At 46.4% G+C, this 17,645-nt stretch carries 15 protein-coding genes; 3 read left to right on the top strand and 12 right to left on the bottom strand.

Annotated elements, in window-relative coordinates; genetic code table 11:
• Nucleotides 1–7: 7 nt before the first annotated feature.
• On the top strand, nucleotides 8–1,240 hold the full coding sequence (locus E0D71_RS07805; RefSeq protein ID WP_133002735.1) for a sensor domain-containing diguanylate cyclase: 1,233 nt from the start codon (nucleotides 8–10) through the stop codon (nucleotides 1,238–1,240).
• A gap of 157 nt (nucleotides 1,241–1,397) precedes the next feature.
• Here the strand turns inward: E0D71_RS07805 and E0D71_RS07800 are convergent, their stop codons facing one another.
• Together E0D71_RS07800 and folA are read right to left on the bottom strand one after the other, a co-directional pair.
• Nucleotides 1,398–2,675, bottom strand: coding sequence for a sodium:proton antiporter (locus E0D71_RS07800; protein WP_133002734.1), 1,278 nt, complete (start codon nucleotides 2,673–2,675; stop codon nucleotides 1,398–1,400).
• 353 nt (nucleotides 2,676–3,028) lie between these two features.
• Entirely contained in the window at nucleotides 3,029–3,538 is a 510-nt protein-coding gene (folA, locus tag E0D71_RS07795) for a type 3 dihydrofolate reductase (RefSeq protein ID WP_133002733.1), read from the bottom strand.
• Between the two features lie 165 nt (nucleotides 3,539–3,703).
• Here folA and E0D71_RS07790 point away from each other — a divergent pair, with 165 nt between their 5' ends.
• The gene (locus E0D71_RS07790) at nucleotides 3,704–4,555 is read left to right on the top strand and encodes a thymidylate synthase (RefSeq protein WP_133002732.1); all 852 of its coding nucleotides are present in this window, start codon (nucleotides 3,704–3,706) and stop codon (nucleotides 4,553–4,555) included.
• A 124-nt stretch (nucleotides 4,556–4,679) separates the two neighbouring features.
• On the opposite strand, the gene lgt is transcribed toward E0D71_RS07790, so the two are convergent.
• From lgt to E0D71_RS07775, 3 genes are read right to left on the bottom strand one after another with little or no spacing between them, the layout of a single operon-like run.
• The gene (lgt, locus tag E0D71_RS07785; protein ID WP_133002731.1) at nucleotides 4,680–5,477 is read right to left on the bottom strand and encodes a prolipoprotein diacylglyceryl transferase; all 798 of its coding nucleotides are present in this window, start codon (nucleotides 5,475–5,477) and stop codon (nucleotides 4,680–4,682) included.
• 29 nt (nucleotides 5,478–5,506) lie between these two features.
• Nucleotides 5,507–7,795 carry a phosphoenolpyruvate--protein phosphotransferase gene (gene ptsP / locus E0D71_RS07780; protein WP_133002730.1) on the bottom strand — a complete coding sequence of 763 codons (2,289 nt, stop codon included), beginning with the start codon at nucleotides 7,793–7,795 and terminating at the stop codon, nucleotides 5,507–5,509.
• 30 nt (nucleotides 7,796–7,825) lie between these two features.
• Nucleotides 7,826–8,329: an RNA pyrophosphohydrolase gene (locus tag E0D71_RS07775; protein ID WP_133002729.1), complete on the bottom strand. Its 504-nt coding sequence runs from the start codon at nucleotides 8,327–8,329 to the stop codon at nucleotides 7,826–7,828.
• Between the two features lie 135 nt (nucleotides 8,330–8,464).
• On the opposite strand from E0D71_RS07775, the gene E0D71_RS07770 reads away from it, so the two are divergent.
• Nucleotides 8,465–9,121, top strand: coding sequence for an HAD family hydrolase (locus E0D71_RS07770; RefSeq protein ID WP_133002728.1), 657 nt, complete (start codon nucleotides 8,465–8,467; stop codon nucleotides 9,119–9,121).
• Nucleotides 9,122–9,227: 106 nt separating this feature from the next.
• Here the strand turns inward: E0D71_RS07770 and E0D71_RS07765 are convergent, their stop codons facing one another.
• The 7 genes from E0D71_RS07765 to recJ form a co-directional block, all read right to left on the bottom strand.
• Nucleotides 9,228–10,424, bottom strand: coding sequence for a class I SAM-dependent rRNA methyltransferase (locus tag E0D71_RS07765; protein ID WP_133002727.1), 1,197 nt, complete (start codon nucleotides 10,422–10,424; stop codon nucleotides 9,228–9,230).
• Between the two features lie 137 nt (nucleotides 10,425–10,561).
• Entirely contained in the window at nucleotides 10,562–11,389 is an 828-nt protein-coding gene (locus E0D71_RS07760; protein WP_133002726.1) for an HDOD domain-containing protein, read from the bottom strand.
• Nucleotides 11,390–11,517: 128 nt separating this feature from the next.
• A complete protein-coding gene (locus E0D71_RS07755; protein ID WP_133002725.1) occupies nucleotides 11,518–12,723 on the bottom strand; it encodes a UbiH/UbiF/VisC/COQ6 family ubiquinone biosynthesis hydroxylase in 1,206 nt (401 codons plus the stop codon).
• A gap of 36 nt (nucleotides 12,724–12,759) precedes the next feature.
• On the bottom strand, nucleotides 12,760–14,073 hold the full coding sequence (locus E0D71_RS07750) for an aminopeptidase P N-terminal domain-containing protein (RefSeq protein ID WP_133002724.1): 1,314 nt from the start codon (nucleotides 14,071–14,073) through the stop codon (nucleotides 12,760–12,762).
• 77 nt (nucleotides 14,074–14,150) lie between these two features.
• Entirely contained in the window at nucleotides 14,151–14,741 is a 591-nt protein-coding gene (locus tag E0D71_RS07745) for a UPF0149 family protein (protein ID WP_133002723.1), read from the bottom strand.
• Nucleotides 14,742–14,928: 187 nt separating this feature from the next.
• Nucleotides 14,929–15,771 carry a bifunctional methylenetetrahydrofolate dehydrogenase/methenyltetrahydrofolate cyclohydrolase FolD gene (gene folD / locus E0D71_RS07740; RefSeq protein WP_133002722.1) on the bottom strand — a complete coding sequence of 281 codons (843 nt, stop codon included), beginning with the start codon at nucleotides 15,769–15,771 and terminating at the stop codon, nucleotides 14,929–14,931.
• Nucleotides 15,772–15,885: 114 nt separating this feature from the next.
• Complete coding sequence (gene recJ, locus E0D71_RS07735; protein ID WP_133002721.1) at nucleotides 15,886–17,610, bottom strand: single-stranded-DNA-specific exonuclease RecJ; 1,725 nt, start codon at nucleotides 17,608–17,610, stop codon at nucleotides 15,886–15,888.
• Between the last annotated feature and the right edge of the window lie 35 nt (nucleotides 17,611–17,645).

The raw sequence follows: 17,645 nt of genomic DNA, 5'->3' as shown, positions 1-17,645 counted from the left end.
CGGCACAATGAATACCGTGATAGACCCTTTTGAGTTGGCCTTTAAGCACATGCCAACACCGGCCTTCATTATAGAAAGCCAAACAGGGAAGCTGCATTCTATTAACCATAGTTTCGCACTCTTATTTGAAAGCTTTAACGCGACACCAGGCGACTCCTGGGTCGAGCTGTGCGAAGAAGCAAACAGCCTAGAAGATTGGCAAGACTTGTACAAAAAGATTCATAATGGCCATATTGATCGCTGTGAAAATCTATTGCGCATTGGCAATAAACAGGTCAACACTCAACTTGAATTTCAAGCCATGGGCGGCTTTGTGCTCGCTTGTGTTTACAACACAGATCACATGGATCTGGTTGATGCAGAAAACACTCTGCTTAAATTTGCCCTAACAGAGTCATCGGCAGGCCTTTGGATTTGGGAAACTGATTCGGATCTGATTTCGTGTTCTCAATCGATTGGTGCGTTACTGGGATTACCACAAGACAAAACACCACGTTCCACCACGGAGTGGCATGCTCTTGTTCATCCTGACGATGTCAAAAAGCTGTCTACGGTTGTTACCGAACACGTCAACCATTGCCAAAATTATTACGAGGCGGAATACCGCATTCGTAAATCCGACAATGAATACATGTGGGTAAAAGAGCGCGGTCGTACCTACACAAAGCACATCGATGGCAGCATCAAGAAGATCATTGGTTTTGTTGAAGACATTAGCCCACAGAAAACCCTTGAAGAGCACCTACGCAACCAAGCAACGTTCGATGAACTGACCGGATTATTAAACCGTGGCGCTGCTGTTACGCACTTTAAGAAGCAACTGGGGCTTGCCAAACGTCAATACACTCCCTTGACCATGGCGAAAATAAACCTGGACGCAACAAACCGCTTGGCCGCCTTGCCTATGGAAATACGCAATTTGGCCATCCAGACCTCAGCGCGACATATCTATAAAAAAGTACGTGAAGCGGACGTACTGGCTCGAGTAGAACCCGATAAACTGCTGCTTCTGCTGCCTAATACCAGCATTAGAGACGCGCAAACCTTGCTGACGAACATCATCAATCCAACCGATAATGAGATCACCACATTAATCGAAGGAAAATCTGACCCTCTCGACTTCTGTGTCGGGATTGCGGCGTTTCCTGAAGACGGTGAGACGATTGAAGAATTAGCACAAAGCGCAAACGAGGCCGTTGAAATTGGTCGCCAAAAACAACTTAGAGTCGTCATTAACTAAGCCTTTTCTTCCGTCATAAAAAAGGCGCTTGATAACTGGATAAAACAATCCAGCCATCAAGCGCCTTTTTTTATATCTGTGCTTTTAAAACAAGCTTTCTCCTATTTGGCCGATGCGCCGATACGGCTTGCACAACGACCAAATCAAGGCATAACCATTACGCCTGTTCGTTTTTCCCTTCTTCAATACTCCGTTCGATGATCGGAGAGATCGTCATTCCTTGAACAACAATCGAGAAAATCACCACAACATAAGTCATCATAACCATCAAGGTATGGTAATCCACACCATTAATAATCAACTTACCGTGGGGAATAGAGGCCGCCATAGCCAACGCCAGCCCTCCTCGTAATCCACCCCAAGTGAGTATTTTAATGGAGTGCGCATCGTATGTACGAAAACGGCGGAAGCCAAGATACGGCAAAGAGACACTAATAAAGCGCGCCAACAACACAAGAGGCACCATCAATAAGCCCAACGCTGCTTCTGTCCAAGTGACAGGCAATACCACCAACAAAAGACCAATCAAGATAAACAGCAAGGAGTTAAGGAAGGCATCCACTGTATGCCAGAAATGCGACAAAGTTTGCTGGCTATGCTCAGAAAAACCAACGGTACGGGTCACATTACCAATGAAGATACCACTGACCACCATGGCCAAAGGCCCTGAAATGTCGAGCAAGTTTGCTAATGCATAACCCGCACTAGGAATACACAAGGTAATCAACAATTCGATGCTGCTGTCATTACTGCGACAAATCAGCCAGTGAGCCACCAATGCTAAGACCACACCGAATAAAATCCCGCCAACTGCATCGACAAGGAACAGCTCAACAACGCCGGTAAACGTTGGCTCTTGGCCGGTGAAAATCAATGCAAAGATCGTTGAGAAAACAACCAAGCCAACACCATCGTTAAAGAGTGATTCCCCTTCAACTTGTACCGAAATTTTATCTGGGGCGTTCATTTTTTTAATGATTGCCAAGACCGCAATGGGGTCAGTTGGGCTAATCAAGGCACCAAACAACATGCAGTAAATAAGCGGCAGATCCCAACCACACAGCGCCAACGCCCAGTAACTGAAGTAACCAATAATGATGGTTGAAATTAACGTTGACCCTAATGCCATGATGGCAATTTCCCAACGCTGATTACGCAGTAGATGAAGATCAATCTCCAACGCCCCTGCAAATAGGAGGAAGCCAAGCATCCCCTTTAATAGCAGCATATTAAAGTTAAGCCCATCAACGGCTTGGGCAATCGATGCTGTAATACCGCCACCTGACACCGATGCTAGCACCATCAACAGCAATGAAATAACCACAGAACCTGTGGTAATTGCGATGGTTGTTTGCAATTTCAGAACATACTGGTTAGTGAAGGCGATAAAAATCGCCACCACTGATAATAAACAGAGGAAATACCAAGCGTTCATTTTTTCTCCAAGCTAGTAAGATAATTATTTGAAATAAGAAATCTTTTGGAATGCTCTTTGATCAAGAACGATTCCTGAATCTGAAAATGCATCGGCTTAGGTGTAGCTGACAACGCTAAGCTCAATCATAGTCCTCGGCTTTAAACCCTCAGGCAAAGCAGAAAACAAAATGTGGTGACTCAATTGAAAAGGTATTTGGCTGCCTAAACAATAAGGGCAACCAATAAAGAGTTTTCAAGCCATCATCGGAGCGGTAAATATAAGACTCTAAAGAGCCCAGTACAATACGTTAAATCAATACTGACTATGGTTTAGTCTATTATTATCGCAATAAGCACCCACCACTTCTTCTACTATTTTGCGCTGGTTCTTTGATAAATTGAGAAGCGATAATCGTAAGGATTAGGGCCTTCTGCCGCAAACGCTTCTTCCGCTATCAAGGTAAAAGAAGGCCATTCCACTTCAGGAAAATACGCATCCCCATCAATGTCAGCGTCCACATGAGTCACGTATAAACGATCCGCTTTTTCTAACGCCAACTGATAAATCTGTGCGCCGCCAATAACCATCACTTCTTCTTGGCCATTCACTAAACAAATGTCTTCACCTAACGAAATTGCCGCCTCTAACGAAGTCACTACATCAATGCCCTCTGCCTGATAATCACTGTCGCGAGTAATGACAATATTACGTCGGCCTGGCAACGGCTTACCAATAGACTCAAAGGTCTTACGACCCATGACAATCGGCTTTCCCATCGTGGCTTGTTTGAAGTATTTAAGATCATTAGGAAGGTGCCAAGGCAATGAATTATTGATCCCGATAACTCGGTTAGATGACATGGCAACAATTAAAGACAACATATAATAAACCTTGTTTTAAGCCCCTAGACAGAAATCGTAAATGCGGCATCTTAGTAGGTAGGGGTTCTGATATAATCGATGAAAACTATTATACTCATGGCAGACCAGAATGCATTTCTAAAAAGATTTAAGTCGCTGCCAGACAATAAATACAAGGCTCTCTTCATGAAACAATATTTAGATCTTTGCCAGCGCATCGTTGATGAAGGCGTATGGGTAGAAAACGAACGCACCGGCAAACGCTGCTTAACCGTTATTAATGCGGATTTGACTTACGATGTGAGTAAGGGCGAATTCCCCTTGGTTACGACTCGGAAGAGTTATTGGAAGTCGGCTATCGCAGAAATTCTTGGTTATTTAAGAGGTTATGATAACGCCGCTGATTTTCGAGCCCTTGGCACCAAAACATGGGATGCCAATGCAAACAACAACCCCGCATGGTTAAATAACGTACATCGTAAAGGCGAAGACGACATGGGCTTGTGCTACGGCGCAATCGGTCGTGCTTTTCCCAAACCAGATGGCGGTCACATTGATTTGCTTAAGCAAATCATTGAAGATTTAACCAAGGGTGTGGATAACCGTGGGGAAATCCTCACTTTTTATCACCCGGGGGCATTTCACATGGCCTGCCTGCGCCCTTGCATGTATAGCCACCACTTTTCTTTGTTAGGCGACACCCTATATCTAAACAGCACTCAACGCAGCTGTGATGTCCCACTTGGCCTTAACTTCAACATGGTGCAGGTCTATGTACTGCTTGCGATTGTGGCGCAAATTACAGGGCACAAAGCGGGGCAAGCATTCCATAAGATAGTCAATGCTCACATTTATGAAGACCAGCTAGAGCTGATGCGTGACGTGCAATTACAACGTGAACCTTATGCTTTGCCAACACTTAAGATCAACCCCGACATCAAGTCCCTAGAAGACATTGAAACTTGGGTGACTATGGATGATTTTTCTGTTGAAGGGTACCAATTCCACGAGCCTATCGCCTACCCGTTTTCTGTCTAACGAGGCTTTTTTGCAAGCCGCCGCAAAGCGCTCTTGCAGCCTAAACCAAAAAAGCCAGTTACTTGAGTAACTGGCTTTTTTGGTACGATTCTCAGTAACTGGCCTATCACAAAAAAGGCGTTATCTAGGATTGTGGGAACTTCTTCATTTTAAAGCCAAACACAATCAGCATGATGCCAATAATCACCATAGGCAGCGATAAAACCTGCCCTTCTGTTACCCAACCAAACGCTAAATATCCGATTTGCGGGTCCGGTTCTCGAACAAACTCAGACAAAATTCGAAACACGCCGTAGCACAACAAAAAGAGGCCCGATACACACCAGCGTGGCTTACTCTTTTTCGAAAAGAACCACAGTATGCAAAACAGAGCGACGCCTTCTAATGCAAACTGATATAACTGCGATGGATGACGCGCTAATTGCAACACATCTTTGGGAAACACCATGGCCCAAGGCACATCCGTTGGCTTGCCCCACAATTCACCATTAATAAAGTTACCAATTCGTCCCGCACCCAAGCCAATCGGCACAAAAGGCGCGGCAAAATCGGTCACATCAATAACGTGTTTATTATAACGACGAGCAAATATGGCCATCGCCACAATCACGCCCAGTAACCCACCGTGGAATGACATACCGCCATCCCAAATTCTAAAGATTACTAAGGGATCGTCGACAAAAACAGGAAATTGATAGAACAGAATATAACCAATACGGCCGCCTAATATAACGCCTAAGGCGCCATAAAAGATCATGTCGCTGACCATATCTTTCGTCCACAAGCCATTGGACATTTTTGCTCGATAGTTGCCTAATAAATACGCGCCAGCAAAACCGATTAAATACATAATGCCATACCAATGCACAGCAAGCGGCCCTATCGAAATAGCGACAGGGTCTATCGTTGGATAAGCTATCATAACGGTAAGAAAAACCTCTAAAGGGGGTGTTAATTCACGGTTGTTGTTTTAGAAGGGCGAACTAAACGCTCGATGTTAGCTTCACGCATTAATCTCGTCATCGTCTGAGTGACGGCGTCGGCATGCGCTAAATGAATCACTTGATCCAGCATATCTTGCGCTTGTTCCATCGAGATATTGCGAATAACCGCCTTCACTTTGGGTAAACTGGTCGAACTCATCGACAGCACGTCGTAACCCATTGCCATGAGAATAATCGCTCCCATAGGATCACCCGCCATTTCACCACAAACACTTAGGTTTATCCCTTCGCTTTTCACTTGCTTTACAATCGAGTATAAAGCTCGCAAAACCGAAGGATGAAAACAGTTATATAAGTCTGCTACACGCGGGTTATTACGATCCACCGCCAACAAATATTGCGTTAAATCGTTGCTTCCAACAGACATAAAGTCGACCAATGCCGCCAACTCTTTGACTTGGTAAACCGCCGCAGGAATTTCTATCATCACGCCCACTTGTGGCATTTTGACATCGTAACCCTCTTCTTTCACCTCGGCATAAGCACGGCGAATAAGCGCCAAAGCATCTTCCACTTCGGCTACGTTGGACACCATTGGCAACATGATTTTTAAATTGTGCAGACCGGCACTGGCTTTAATCATGGCACGTATTTGCGCCATGAAGATTTCCAAATGATCGAGTGTTACTCGAATGCCACGCCAACCAAGAAAGGGGTTTTCCTCGGCAATCGGAAAATATGGCAGCGCTTTGTCGCCGCCTATGTCCAATGTACGTACTGTCACTGGCGCGGGCGCAAAACCTTCCAACTGCTGGCGATAAATGTGCTCTTGCTCTGCCTCTGTGGGAAAACGATCACGCACCATGAAGGGCACTTCTGTACGATACAGACCAATCCCCTCAGCACCGCGATCCAAAGAACGCGCAATATCGGCGGTTAATCCTGTATTCACAAATAACGAGAGACGATAACCATCCGTCGTTTCACATGGCAGGTCTTTTAGTGTTTCGTATTCTTCTTCTAACTGGCGCTCTTCATCAACAATCTGAGTGTAGACTTGGATTAGATTCTCAGAAGGATAAGTAAAAACATGCCCCAAGTAACCATCGACAATCATGTCGACTTTATCTAACTGGGCGTAAGGTAAATCCAGCGCCCCCATGACAGTAGGAATCCCCATCGCACGGGCAAGAATCGCCACATGAGAGTTGCTGGACCCCATCACCGACACCAGGCCTTTGATCTTATCAATGGGAATTTCACCCAACATAGACGCCGTCAGCTCTTCACCGATGATAATACTCGGTTCGCTGAAACGTTCTGCTAAATTAGGGGCTTTTTCTTGCAGATGAGAAAGAATGCGGCGTCCGAGATCCCGAATATCGGTCGCTCTTTCGCGCAAATAAGGGTCATCCATTCGATTGAAATGCGCAATATGGGCTTGAATAACCTGCCTGATTGCCCCTTGAGCCCAATTGCCTTTTTTGATTTTCTTCTCGACCTCAACCACCAGCGAGTTATCATTCAAAATCTTCAAATAGACATCAAACAACGCTTTTTCATCCGTGGATAAATGCTGGCTAAGGCGATTACTTGCACGCCGGATATCTTCACGTACGGCTTCAAGTGCCTGATAAAAATCAGCAATCTCTGAAGCAGTGTCGGTAATCGTGCGATCAGGTATCACATCTAAATCGGCCAGTGGATACACCACCACCCCTCGCCCAATGGCGACCCCCGAACTCCCAGAGACACCTTTATAGCGAAAATCTGCTCCAACCGGTGCAGACGTTGCGCTTAGGCTAGTCATGGCGCCTGTCGCTTCTGCGTGAGCAATAACCCCCGCTAACTGCGCCGAAAGCGTAATAAGAAAGGCTTCTTCTCCCTCATCAAATCGACGCTTGTCTTCGTGTTGAACCACCAAGACACCCAGCACTTGTCGGTGATGAATAATGGGCACCCCTAGAAAAGAACGGTAACGCTCTTCACCGGTTCCACTGAGATAATGGAATGACGGATGGACATGGGCGTCTTCTAGGTTAACAGGCTCAGCACGACGCCCAACCAAACTCACCAACCCTTCATCGGACTTAAGGCTAGCGCTGCCAGCAACACCAGCATTTAAGCCTCGTGTTGCCATTAAAATATACTCGCTAGTATTAGGATCAACTAAGTAAATTGAACAGACTTCTGCCCGCATTGCTCTGCGCACACGCCGAACAATAATGTCCAACGCGGTCGGCAAAGACTGCGCAGCAGTCACTTCTTGGGTTATACGTCTGAGCAAACTTAGCATCGTTCTCCTTGCACCCTAAATAATGTAAATTTAGTGAGTTGCTTTAATGATATTTTCTAACTTTCGGTGTGCATTAGGTATCAACTCTTTTAATGCACGGCGATAAACATCCTTTTTAAACGCCACTACTTGGCCAAGTGGGTACCAGTAACTCACCCATCTCCAACCATCAAATTCCGGACAATCTGTTGCATCTACACAGACACAAGCGTCAGCACAACGAATCGACAACAAAAACCATTTCTGTTTTTGCCCGATACACAAAGGCTTGCTATTGTGTCTTAACATGCGTTTGGGAAGTCGGTAACGCAACCATCCTCGGGTTTTCCCCACGATTTCTACTTGATGAGGTTCCAGTCCTACTTCTTCCTTTAATTCTCGGTACAAAGCGTCTTCTGGTGTTTCATCAGGTTTAATACCGCCTTGGGGGAATTGCCATGCATTTTGCCCTACACGCCTCGCCCAAAGAAGTTGGCCACGCTCGTTCATCAGTATGATGCCCACATTCGGCCTATATCCGTCTGCATCAATCACGAGCTATCACCTTTTAACATAAAAATAAATTGAATTCATTGTTCCACAATTCGCCTTATTGCACAATTAAGACAGGTGTTATTTATCTCTCCCATCGCTATACTTTGTATACATTAAAAGAACTAAGGATTGATCGTGACGCTCGCAATATTTGATTTAGACGGCACCTTATTAAGCGGTGACAGTGACTACACTTGGGGACAATTTTTAGTCGAGAAAGGCTTAGTCGATACACAAGCCTATGCCAAAGCCAATGACCGCTTCTTTCAGCAATATCAATCAGGCACATTGGATATTCATGAATACCTGGCCTTCAGCTTAGCGCCTCTCGCATTATTCAATAATGAAGAGCTTACCCAATTGCATCGCACTTTTATGGCAGAAAAAATCGCCCCCATGATGCAAGAGAAAGCCAAGGCGTTACTAGAGCATCATAAAAAGCAAGGACACTTTTTATTGATGATCACCGCCACCAATCAGTTTGTTACCGGTCCAATTGCAGAAGCGATGGGCATGGACCATATCATTGCCCCCGTTCCCGAAATCATCGAGGATCGCTACACAGGTAATATTGTTGGCATTCCTAGTTTCCAAGAAGGCAAGGTAACACGGTTAAATGACTGGTTAGCCGAAACAGGGCACTCAATGGAAGGCAGCTACTTCTATAGCGACTCTCGTAACGACTTACCCCTTTTAGAACTGGTGACTCACCCTGTTGCGGTCGACGCCGACCCAACCTTAACTGACATCGCTAAAGAACGCGGCTGGCCTCATATCTCGTTACGAGATTAATCAAAACCACCTTGTTTACTCCGTCGTTTAGACCATAAAAAGCCTCTTTACTTATGACAGTAAAGAGGCTTTTTTAAATCGCTAATAACGCGCGATCAACGCCGTCTTACAGACCCATGTTGTTATGGATGCGGTAAAATAGCGCTTTCAAGTATTCTGTTTCTTCAATCGCCGGATGAACCGGATGATCTGGTGCTTGGGTACCACGATAAATCAATTGAGAAAAACGCTCTAATTGACGGCTGTTACTGCGCACTATGTCATGCAAACGGTTGGTTTCTAGGTGCATAGAGCAAGAGCCCGACACAAGAATGCCCCCTTTTGCCACCAAACGCATCGCCAATTGGTTAGCACGATGATAAGCGCCTTCCCCTGCCTTGATGTCTTTACGACGTGCAATAAAGGCTGGCGGGTCCATAACAACCACATCAAAACGCTGTTTGTCTTCAATCAAAGACTGCATTGCTTCAAATGCATCGCCGTGCATGAGCTCAGAGCCGCCTTCGTATTGATTCAATTTAAGATTGGCGTCCACATGACTCAACGCACTTTCTGAGGCGTCAATAAAGGTCACATCCGTCGCCCCTGCGGCAGCGGCTTGAACACCCCAACCACCCACATAAGAGAACACATCAAGAACACGCTTGCCATCACAATAGTTCTGCATGGTTTTGCGGTTTTCACGGTGGTCATAAAACCAACCTGTTTTTTGCCCATCCCACACTGGCGCTTGGAAAAGCACATCATTTTCTTGTAGATAAACTAACTCAGGCACAGTACCGAAGGCTTCTTCAACATAGCTGTCCAGTCCTTCAATTTGACGCATCTTGCCATCGTTTTTCATTAAGATGGCACTTGGCTTGATCACGTCTTGCAAGGCTTCAACTATTTCACCCTTAATACGCTCCATGCCGGCTGTGGAGATTTGCACCACAAGGATGTCGGCAAAACGGTCGACAACCAAACCAGACAAACCATCGGAATCACCAAAAACGAGGCGGTAATAAGGCCCTTTATAGGCAATTTCACGCAATGACAAGGCTATTTTAAGACGATGAACCAAGGTAGATTTGTTCATCACAGTGTCAACACTACGACTGATTAAACGACCACAAATCAAAGTGTTAGGGTTAACCATTGCAATACCAAGTGGTTTTCCTTGTGCCGTTTCAACTACAACCTGATCGCCTGGAGTAAATTGCTTTAATGGCGTCTTATTTGTATCTACTTCATTGCTGTAGATCCATTGATGACCTGCTCGTAGACGTCGATCAGCTTGCCCTTTTAGTCGAATAACGCTCAATTTCTTCACCCAGTGATTTTAAAAAAACCTATTATAAATGCTATACACGCAATTGCCATGAATTACGTCGTTGAATTCGGTATCTTAGCTGACGCCAACGCTGCGCTTGCTCAGCCATTACTCAGTCAGATGAAATACTAAGACAACAACAAGTCTAAATCATCGCCGATCAACAGAGCCTCACCAAGCTGATAAATAATCTGCTCTGGCAAGCCCGCGCCTTTGGCCACCGTTTTAGGGAAGCCATCGACGACCAATTCTTCGTCGCGCTCACTGCGAATACAAGCATTTAGGTAACAAGCCAAGTTCAAAACGCACGCTAATGGCTGTGGGTCTTCCTCGCTAAAGGGGCGTTTGTGCATTCGCACCGCTTCCCCCAACTCTGGCGGAAACTTCCACAAATCCATTAAGGCTTTGCTGGCGTCTTGAGTGGTAAACCCCAGCGCATCTAACTCCGCTTTCGTACGACTGATAAAGTTTTCTTTCGTTCGCGTTCGAATTTCTTGAGCGATAGTGGGCTCTGTCAAATGCAACAATAAGCGCCCAAGGTTATGCACAATACCAGCAGTAAAGGCCTCTTCTGCGTCAACAAGGTCGGTGCGTTTACCAAGCCATTGCGCCAAAATAGCGACACGAAAAGAGTCCTGCCAAAACGCTTTTAAATCAATCCCTTCTACACTTTTTACCGAATTAGCAAACCCAGATGCTATCACCAATGTTTTGAGTTTATTAATACCCAAAATCACCGTAGCCTCATCAATCGAATACACTTTTCGAGACAAGCCAAAATACGCCGAATTAACCACTCGCAACACTTTAAGCGACATGGTTTGGTCATGGGCGACCTTTTGGGAGATATCAAAATAATTGGCATTAGGGTCGTTCAGCAGAACGATCAACTCTCTAACCACATCCGGGACATTAGGGAGCTTATCCGTTTTTTTCAACAAATCTTGTACTTGCATATGCGGCAGCCTTAAACCCTATCAATAATCTTTCTCTTGAGCATAAAGCAGATCTCAAGAATTGCAAAACTCTCACGGCCTAGCCGTGGACCTCTTGCTCATTAAGGAACAAGAGACTCGATTCAATATTAAGAAAAAGAAGACAAGCCAGCCGCTCGGGCGACGAGTTTCTCTTTTAATGATGTGTTGTTATGAAAATGGGCCATGCCTTGATTGCGTAGCTGAACCAGCAAAGGTTGCTGTGTACCAAACAAACGCTTAAAGCCTTCCATGCCCGCCGCCATGGCGATATTGTCCAGCATGCGAGCCCTTTGGTAGCGACGCAAGACTCGACTCGCGCCTAAAAACTCACCACGTCGATGGGCTTTCGACAATACGTCCACCAGCGCTTTCACATCACCAAAGCCTAAATTAGCGCCCTGACCTGCCAGCGGATGTATCGTATGAGCCGCATCTCCAATCAGAGCAATGCCTGCTTTCACATACTGCTTTGCATGACGTTGACGCAGTGGAATCGACTGACGAGCCGTGGTGATATCCAGCACGCTAAAGCGCTGACTGATGGCGTAGCCTAGTCGTTTGCAAAATGCCTGATCATCCAGCGCCATCAAGCTGTCGGCCTCTTGTGGAGGCACAGACCAAACAATGGATACAAAATGACGATCATCGACACTCGGCAGCGGCAAAAAGGCCAAAATGCCTTCTTCGCCAAAACTTTGCCATGCCGTATTTTCATGGGCGCGATCAATTTCAATGGTTGCCACCATGGCTTGATGACCATAATCCCACTCGACGGTCTCAAAGGCATTTTCGGTACGTAGCTTAGACAGAGCACCGTCTGCCGCAATAATGGCTTGCGCTTCTAATTGGCGGCCTGACAGCAAAGAAACCGTCACCCCTGACTCACTCAATTCATGGTTTTCCACTTCATCAGCAAGGTACAAATCAATGTTCGAAGACTGCTTAACTTCTGTCATTAAGCTAGTGCACAAAATCGCGTTTTCAACCAAATGCCCCAATTCTGGTAACTGAGTTTTACGCGCATTAAAGTCGATGTAACCTTCCCCTAAACCGTCCCAAACCACCATATTATTATAGGCAGCGAGGCGGTTTTGAGGGATCGATTGCCAAGCGCCTGCCGCTTCTAACAAGGCTTTAGATTGGCACGAAATAGCGCTAACACGAGCATCATAGCTAGGTGGCACTGACAAAGCGTAATCCCCGTTGTGCCTATCTACCAGAGCAATTCGTAACGACGAATTGGCCAGTAATAAAGACGCTAAAGAGCCCACCATGCCTGCGCCCACTATGATTAAATCGTATTGCTTTGCCATTTACTCATCTCCGGCGACAAACGCCTGATTACTACATTAAAGTTCACGACCCTGTGCCATAAAGGCTTCTATTTCTGCGATTTCTCGTGGCAAGCCATGCGTTAGAATATAAGGGCCATCCGTACGAATTAAGACATCGTCTTCAATACGAATACCAATACCACGCCACTTTTCATCCACCGTCTCATTGTCTAACGACACATACAAGCCAGGCTCTATGGTTAATACCATGCCAGCTTCGAGGGGCCGAGAGGCGCCATCGACTCGATACGCCCCACAATCATGGACATCAAGGCCAAGCCAGTGTCCGGTATTGTGCATATAAAAATCTCGGTATGCCTTGCTTTCAATCAGCGATTCGACGTTTCCAGTCAATAAACCCAGCGTCACTAGACCTTGAGTTAGGGTTTTCACTGCTGCGTTATGGCATGCCTCATAAGGCGCACCAACGTTTAGCTCTTTTAGCCCAGCGGTATGAGCGTCCAATACGACTTGGTACAAAGCGGCCTGCGGTTCAGAAAACTTGCCATTCGCCGGAAAGGTTCGTGTGATGTCGCCAGCGTAACAACCAAACTCCGCCCCGGCATCAATCAATACTAGATCGCCATCATCAATGGTGTCGTCATTCTTGATGTAATGCAGAACACAGGCATTGTGACCAGAGGCGACAATATTGTTATACGCGGGCTGACGCGATCCCGATTTCATAAAAACGTAATTTAGTTCTGCTTCCAGTTCATATTCTTTCATCCCTGGGCGCACGGTTCGCATTGCTTGCTTGTGCGCCGCCACACTGATTTGCGCGGCTTTTTCCATCAGGGCAATTTCTTCATCGTCTTTGCGTAAACGCATTTCTGAAATAGCAGGAGACAAATCCAAAAGCTGAGTTGGAGCAATCGCCCCCGCCCGAGCTCGTGATGCCAAATCGTCTCGCCACTGTAAAACTTGCTGACGAAGCGGCTCATCATCAAACGGAAAGGCCACCTGTTGAGCGCCATCCAACACAGCGATCGCCACGCTATCCAGCGCATCTAGTGGCACCGCATCGTGCACACCAAAGGTGCTAATCGTCCCCTCTGTGCCATAACGAAAACCTTCCCATTGCTCTTTTTCAGGGTCTTTCGGCAAGGTCACCAATACGGTTTCACCTTTCCCATTAATCAAAGCATAGGCACTGGGCTCAGGAAAACCGGTTAAATAAAAGAAGCGGCTGTTCGGTCGAAACTCATACTCACAATCATTGTTACGTGTGCAGAGGTCGCCGGTGCGAATCACAGCAACCGTGTTGTCAGGTAGCGACTGGATCAAACGCTCACGTCGAGCTTGGTAAGTTTGACTTTCGATTTTCATGCTCACTCTCTCTTATATAAGGTGATGGCCATAACCACTCAGCTCGATTCGCTGGATGGACAACAAAGGGCCCATTATTAGTGCAAGGAGTTTTGTTTCGTGTGATCTACATTCGGATTGACTTGATGGTGTTCTGAATAGAGCATCATGGCAGACAAGCGAACATACTCAACCAATTCAGTCAGATCTGTTTCGTTATCATTGTTGCTTTCAAGCGAGCGCATATCCGCTTGCATTGCAGAAATATTGGCGAAGTCACGCAACACTTGCTTGATTTCGTCGTTCAGTTCTTTTTTCTGACCAGACAAACCGTAACCCGCTAAAAACCCGTGCGCCCACTGGGATAAAGTAACCCCTCGTTCGCACAGTTCCGCATCCTCATCCGAAATGCACGGTACTAATGCGTACTCGCCATTTTGAAATAAGGTCAAAGTCGCCGTGTATAACTCAACAATAGCGGCACGACTGGCGTCTTCTTTCCAGCTTTCAATGTCGCAAAATTCCGCCACCATGGTCAGCCAATCTTCCAATGGTAAGGTCACCCCTGACGCCAGATAACCACAAAGCTGACCATGCAATTCTGCAGGGGATGCACTGATAGACTCAGAGACAAACACATCGGCGATCAAATCAAAATCAAGCGCATCTTTTAACATTTCTGTGGACATGGGCCATCTACCTATTTCTGTTATGTTATCTAAATAATGGAGCGTGCTGTCTTCACTAAATCGTGCAAAGCAAGAAGCCGCACCTGTCGGCACGGCTTCTTATCAATCATAAAGGCGTCGCGTTCTTCTCTTTGCTACCCTATAGACTCTATATGGGGCAAGGTCGCGCCGCTTTCAATGCTTGATATTAACCCAGCTGCTTTAAGCCAGATTCTAAGGTTTGCAAAATCAAGGTGTTGATGGTCATCGGGCCAACGCCACCAGGTACTGGTGTGTATGCCGAAACACGATCAACTAATGGCGCTAATTCAATGTCGCCAGCACCACCTGGATGGTAACCGGCGTCTACCACAACGGCACCGTCTTTGATCCATTCTGCTTTAATAAACTCAGGCTTACCAACCGCACCAACAATGACGTCAGCTTGTTTGATCAAGTCAGGTAAATTTTGCGTACGAGAATGACAGATGGTCACTGTTGCATTTGCATTCAACATCATCATCGCCATTGGTTTGCCCAAAATCGGGCTACGACCAACCACAACAACATGTTTGCCTTCTAGGGCAACATCGTACGCTTCTAGCAGACGCATAATGCCAGCAGGAGTCGCCGCACCGTATGCCGGCTCTTGCATCGCCATACGACCAAAACCAAGACAGGTGACACCGTCAACATCTTTGCGTGCTTCAATAGCATCAAAACACAGACGCTCATCGATTTGCTCTGGCACAGGGTGCTGCAACAAAATACCATGAACATCAGGGTTTTCATTCAAACCATTGATGGTGTCCAGCAACTCTTCTGTGGTTGTGGTATCTGGCAATTCGATAGCCATAGAATCCATACCAACACGACGACAGGCATTGCCTTTCATTTTGACATAAGTCGCAGACGCTGGATCGGCGCCAACGAGGATGGTTGCTAGAATGGGAGTACCGCCAGTACGCTGTTTTAACTCAGCGACTTGAGCTTGAAGGCGGGTTTCGGTTTCTTTGGCGCAAAGCTTGCCGTCAAGAACCTGTGCAGTCATGGATGGACTCCTGCATTAAATAATGTAGTGGATTGAGGGAGGGCTATTGTAACCTAAGTTAGGAATAGATAGGCGCCCTCGCGGTATTTTATTCAAGAAAAACAGCGTTCAAAACTAAGCCGCTTCTAAATAGTCCACCATCAATTGGAGGTTTTTTTGCCCTCTAAATTCGTTGATATCGAGCTTGTAGACTAAGCGAATTTTCGTACAGGACTCGTTCGGCCATTTTTCCAAATCCACAAAGAAACAAATCGCATCGAGCAAGAGCCCACTTTGCGGCTCCCTTACCATCAACTTCAAATGCTTCTCACCCACCAAGCGTTGTTGCAACACCTCAAATACACCATCAAAACAAGGTTCAGGAAACGCTTGCCCCCAAGGTCCAGATAAACGCACCTGCTCAGCAAAACTCAAACTAAAATCTTCGGGGGCGAGAGGCCCATCCGTCCAAACCGTAGCTTCGAGCTGCTCCGGTGTCACCCAGTCGCTAATAATAGCGTCGAACGCCAAACGGAAGGCGTCGTAATGAGACTCTTTAATGCTCATGCCAGCCGCCATTGCATGCCCACCAAATTTACTCAGTAATTGAGGGTAGCGTTTTGCCAATAAATCCAATGCGTCTCGAATATGCACGCCAGCAATAGAACGCGCAGAGCCTTTTAATTCATCGTCGCCGACACGCGCAAACGCAATCACCGGACGGTGGCACTTTTCTTTCATACGAGAAGCCAAGATACCTATCACACCTTGATGCCAGTCAGGGTCGTAGAAACACATGCCATTGGGCATATCTTGATCTTCATCTAACAAGCTAGATAAGACCTCTTCAGCCTGATCTTTCATGTCGGATTCAATCGCCTTGCGCTCGCGATTAAACTGATCCAATTGCTGGGCATATTGCTTTGCTTGATGCGGGTGAGGAGTCAATAAACATTCAATGCCGACAGACATATCATCAAGACGCCCTGCTGCATTTAACCTAGGACCAACCACAAAACCAAGGTCAGACGCTTTCAATCGTGAGTAGTCACGACGACCTATCTCCAATAATGCGAGGATACCAGGGCGTGCCAACCCTGCTTGGATGCGCTTAATCCCCTGCTGCACGAGAATCCGGTTATTGGTATCTAACGACACCACATCGGCCACAGTCCCCAATGCTACCAGGTCTAAATAGTCCGCCATTTTCGGCTCAGGAATATGCTGATCTTCGAACCAGTTTCGTCGTTTTAATTCAGCTCGCAAAGCGCTCATCACATAAAAAATCACCCCTACGCCTGCAAGGTTTTTACTGTCGAAGCCACAAGCGGGGTGGTTCGGGTTAACGATTGCATCCGCTTCTGGTAGCTCATCACCAGGTAAATGATGGTCCGTCACGACCACTTTCATGCCATAGGATTTTGCCGCGCGCACCCCATCTAAACTGGCGATACCGTTATCGACGGTTACCAACACATCGGGCTGTTTCTCTTTCGCCACTTCGACTATTTCTGGGGTTAAGCCATAACCAAATTCAAAACGATTGGGCACCAAGTAATCGGGAGCAATGGCCCCCATCGCTTCTAAGGCAAGTATCCCCAAGCTGGTACTGGTCGCGCCATCGACATCAAAGTCACCGACAATTAGAATTTTTTGCTCCCCCATAATGGCATCAGCAAGAATGCTCGCCGCCGCTTGCAGCCCAAACAATGGCTCGGGCCTCAACAACAAGGGCAGACGGTAATCCAATTCTTGGCTAGAAGAGACACCTCGAGCTAAAAATATACGCTGTAAACTCGGCGGCATGTCCGCAGAAAAGTGCTCATCTGTAGTCTGGTAGGAGCGACGTTCTATACGCATACAAATACTCTAAAATCAGGGGAAGTAGTTAACAA

This window comes from Marinomonas sp. KMM3893 (genome assembly GCF_004352855.1).
Classification (GTDB): domain Bacteria; phylum Pseudomonadota; class Gammaproteobacteria; order Pseudomonadales; family Marinomonadaceae; genus Marinomonas; species Marinomonas arenicola.
This window is presented reverse-complemented; position numbering and strand designations above follow the sequence as displayed.

Coding starts and splice junctions, on each gene's coding strand:
- E0D71_RS07805 (WP_133002735.1), top strand. CDS start 8: ATGAATACCGTGATAGACCCTTTTGAGTTGGCCTTTAAGCACATGCCA.
- E0D71_RS07800 (WP_133002734.1), bottom strand. CDS start 2,675: ATGAACGCTTGGTATTTCCTCTGTTTATTATCAGTGGTGGCGATTTTT.
- folA (WP_133002733.1), bottom strand. CDS start 3,538: ATGTTGTCTTTAATTGTTGCCATGTCATCTAACCGAGTTATCGGGATC.
- E0D71_RS07790 (WP_133002732.1), top strand. CDS start 3,704: ATGAAACAATATTTAGATCTTTGCCAGCGCATCGTTGATGAAGGCGTA.
- lgt (WP_133002731.1), bottom strand. CDS start 5,477: ATGATAGCTTATCCAACGATAGACCCTGTCGCTATTTCGATAGGGCCG.
- ptsP (WP_133002730.1), bottom strand. CDS start 7,795: ATGCTAAGTTTGCTCAGACGTATAACCCAAGAAGTGACTGCTGCGCAG.
- E0D71_RS07760 (WP_133002726.1), bottom strand. CDS start 11,389: ATGCAAGTACAAGATTTGTTGAAAAAAACGGATAAGCTCCCTAATGTC.
- E0D71_RS07755 (WP_133002725.1), bottom strand. CDS start 12,723: ATGGCAAAGCAATACGATTTAATCATAGTGGGCGCAGGCATGGTGGGC.
- E0D71_RS07750 (WP_133002724.1), bottom strand. CDS start 14,073: ATGAAAATCGAAAGTCAAACTTACCAAGCTCGACGTGAGCGTTTGATC.
- E0D71_RS07745 (WP_133002723.1), bottom strand. CDS start 14,741: ATGTCCACAGAAATGTTAAAAGATGCGCTTGATTTTGATTTGATCGCC.
- folD (WP_133002722.1), bottom strand. CDS start 15,771: ATGACTGCACAGGTTCTTGACGGCAAGCTTTGCGCCAAAGAAACCGAA.
- recJ (WP_133002721.1), bottom strand. CDS start 17,610: ATGCGTATAGAACGTCGCTCCTACCAGACTACAGATGAGCACTTTTCT.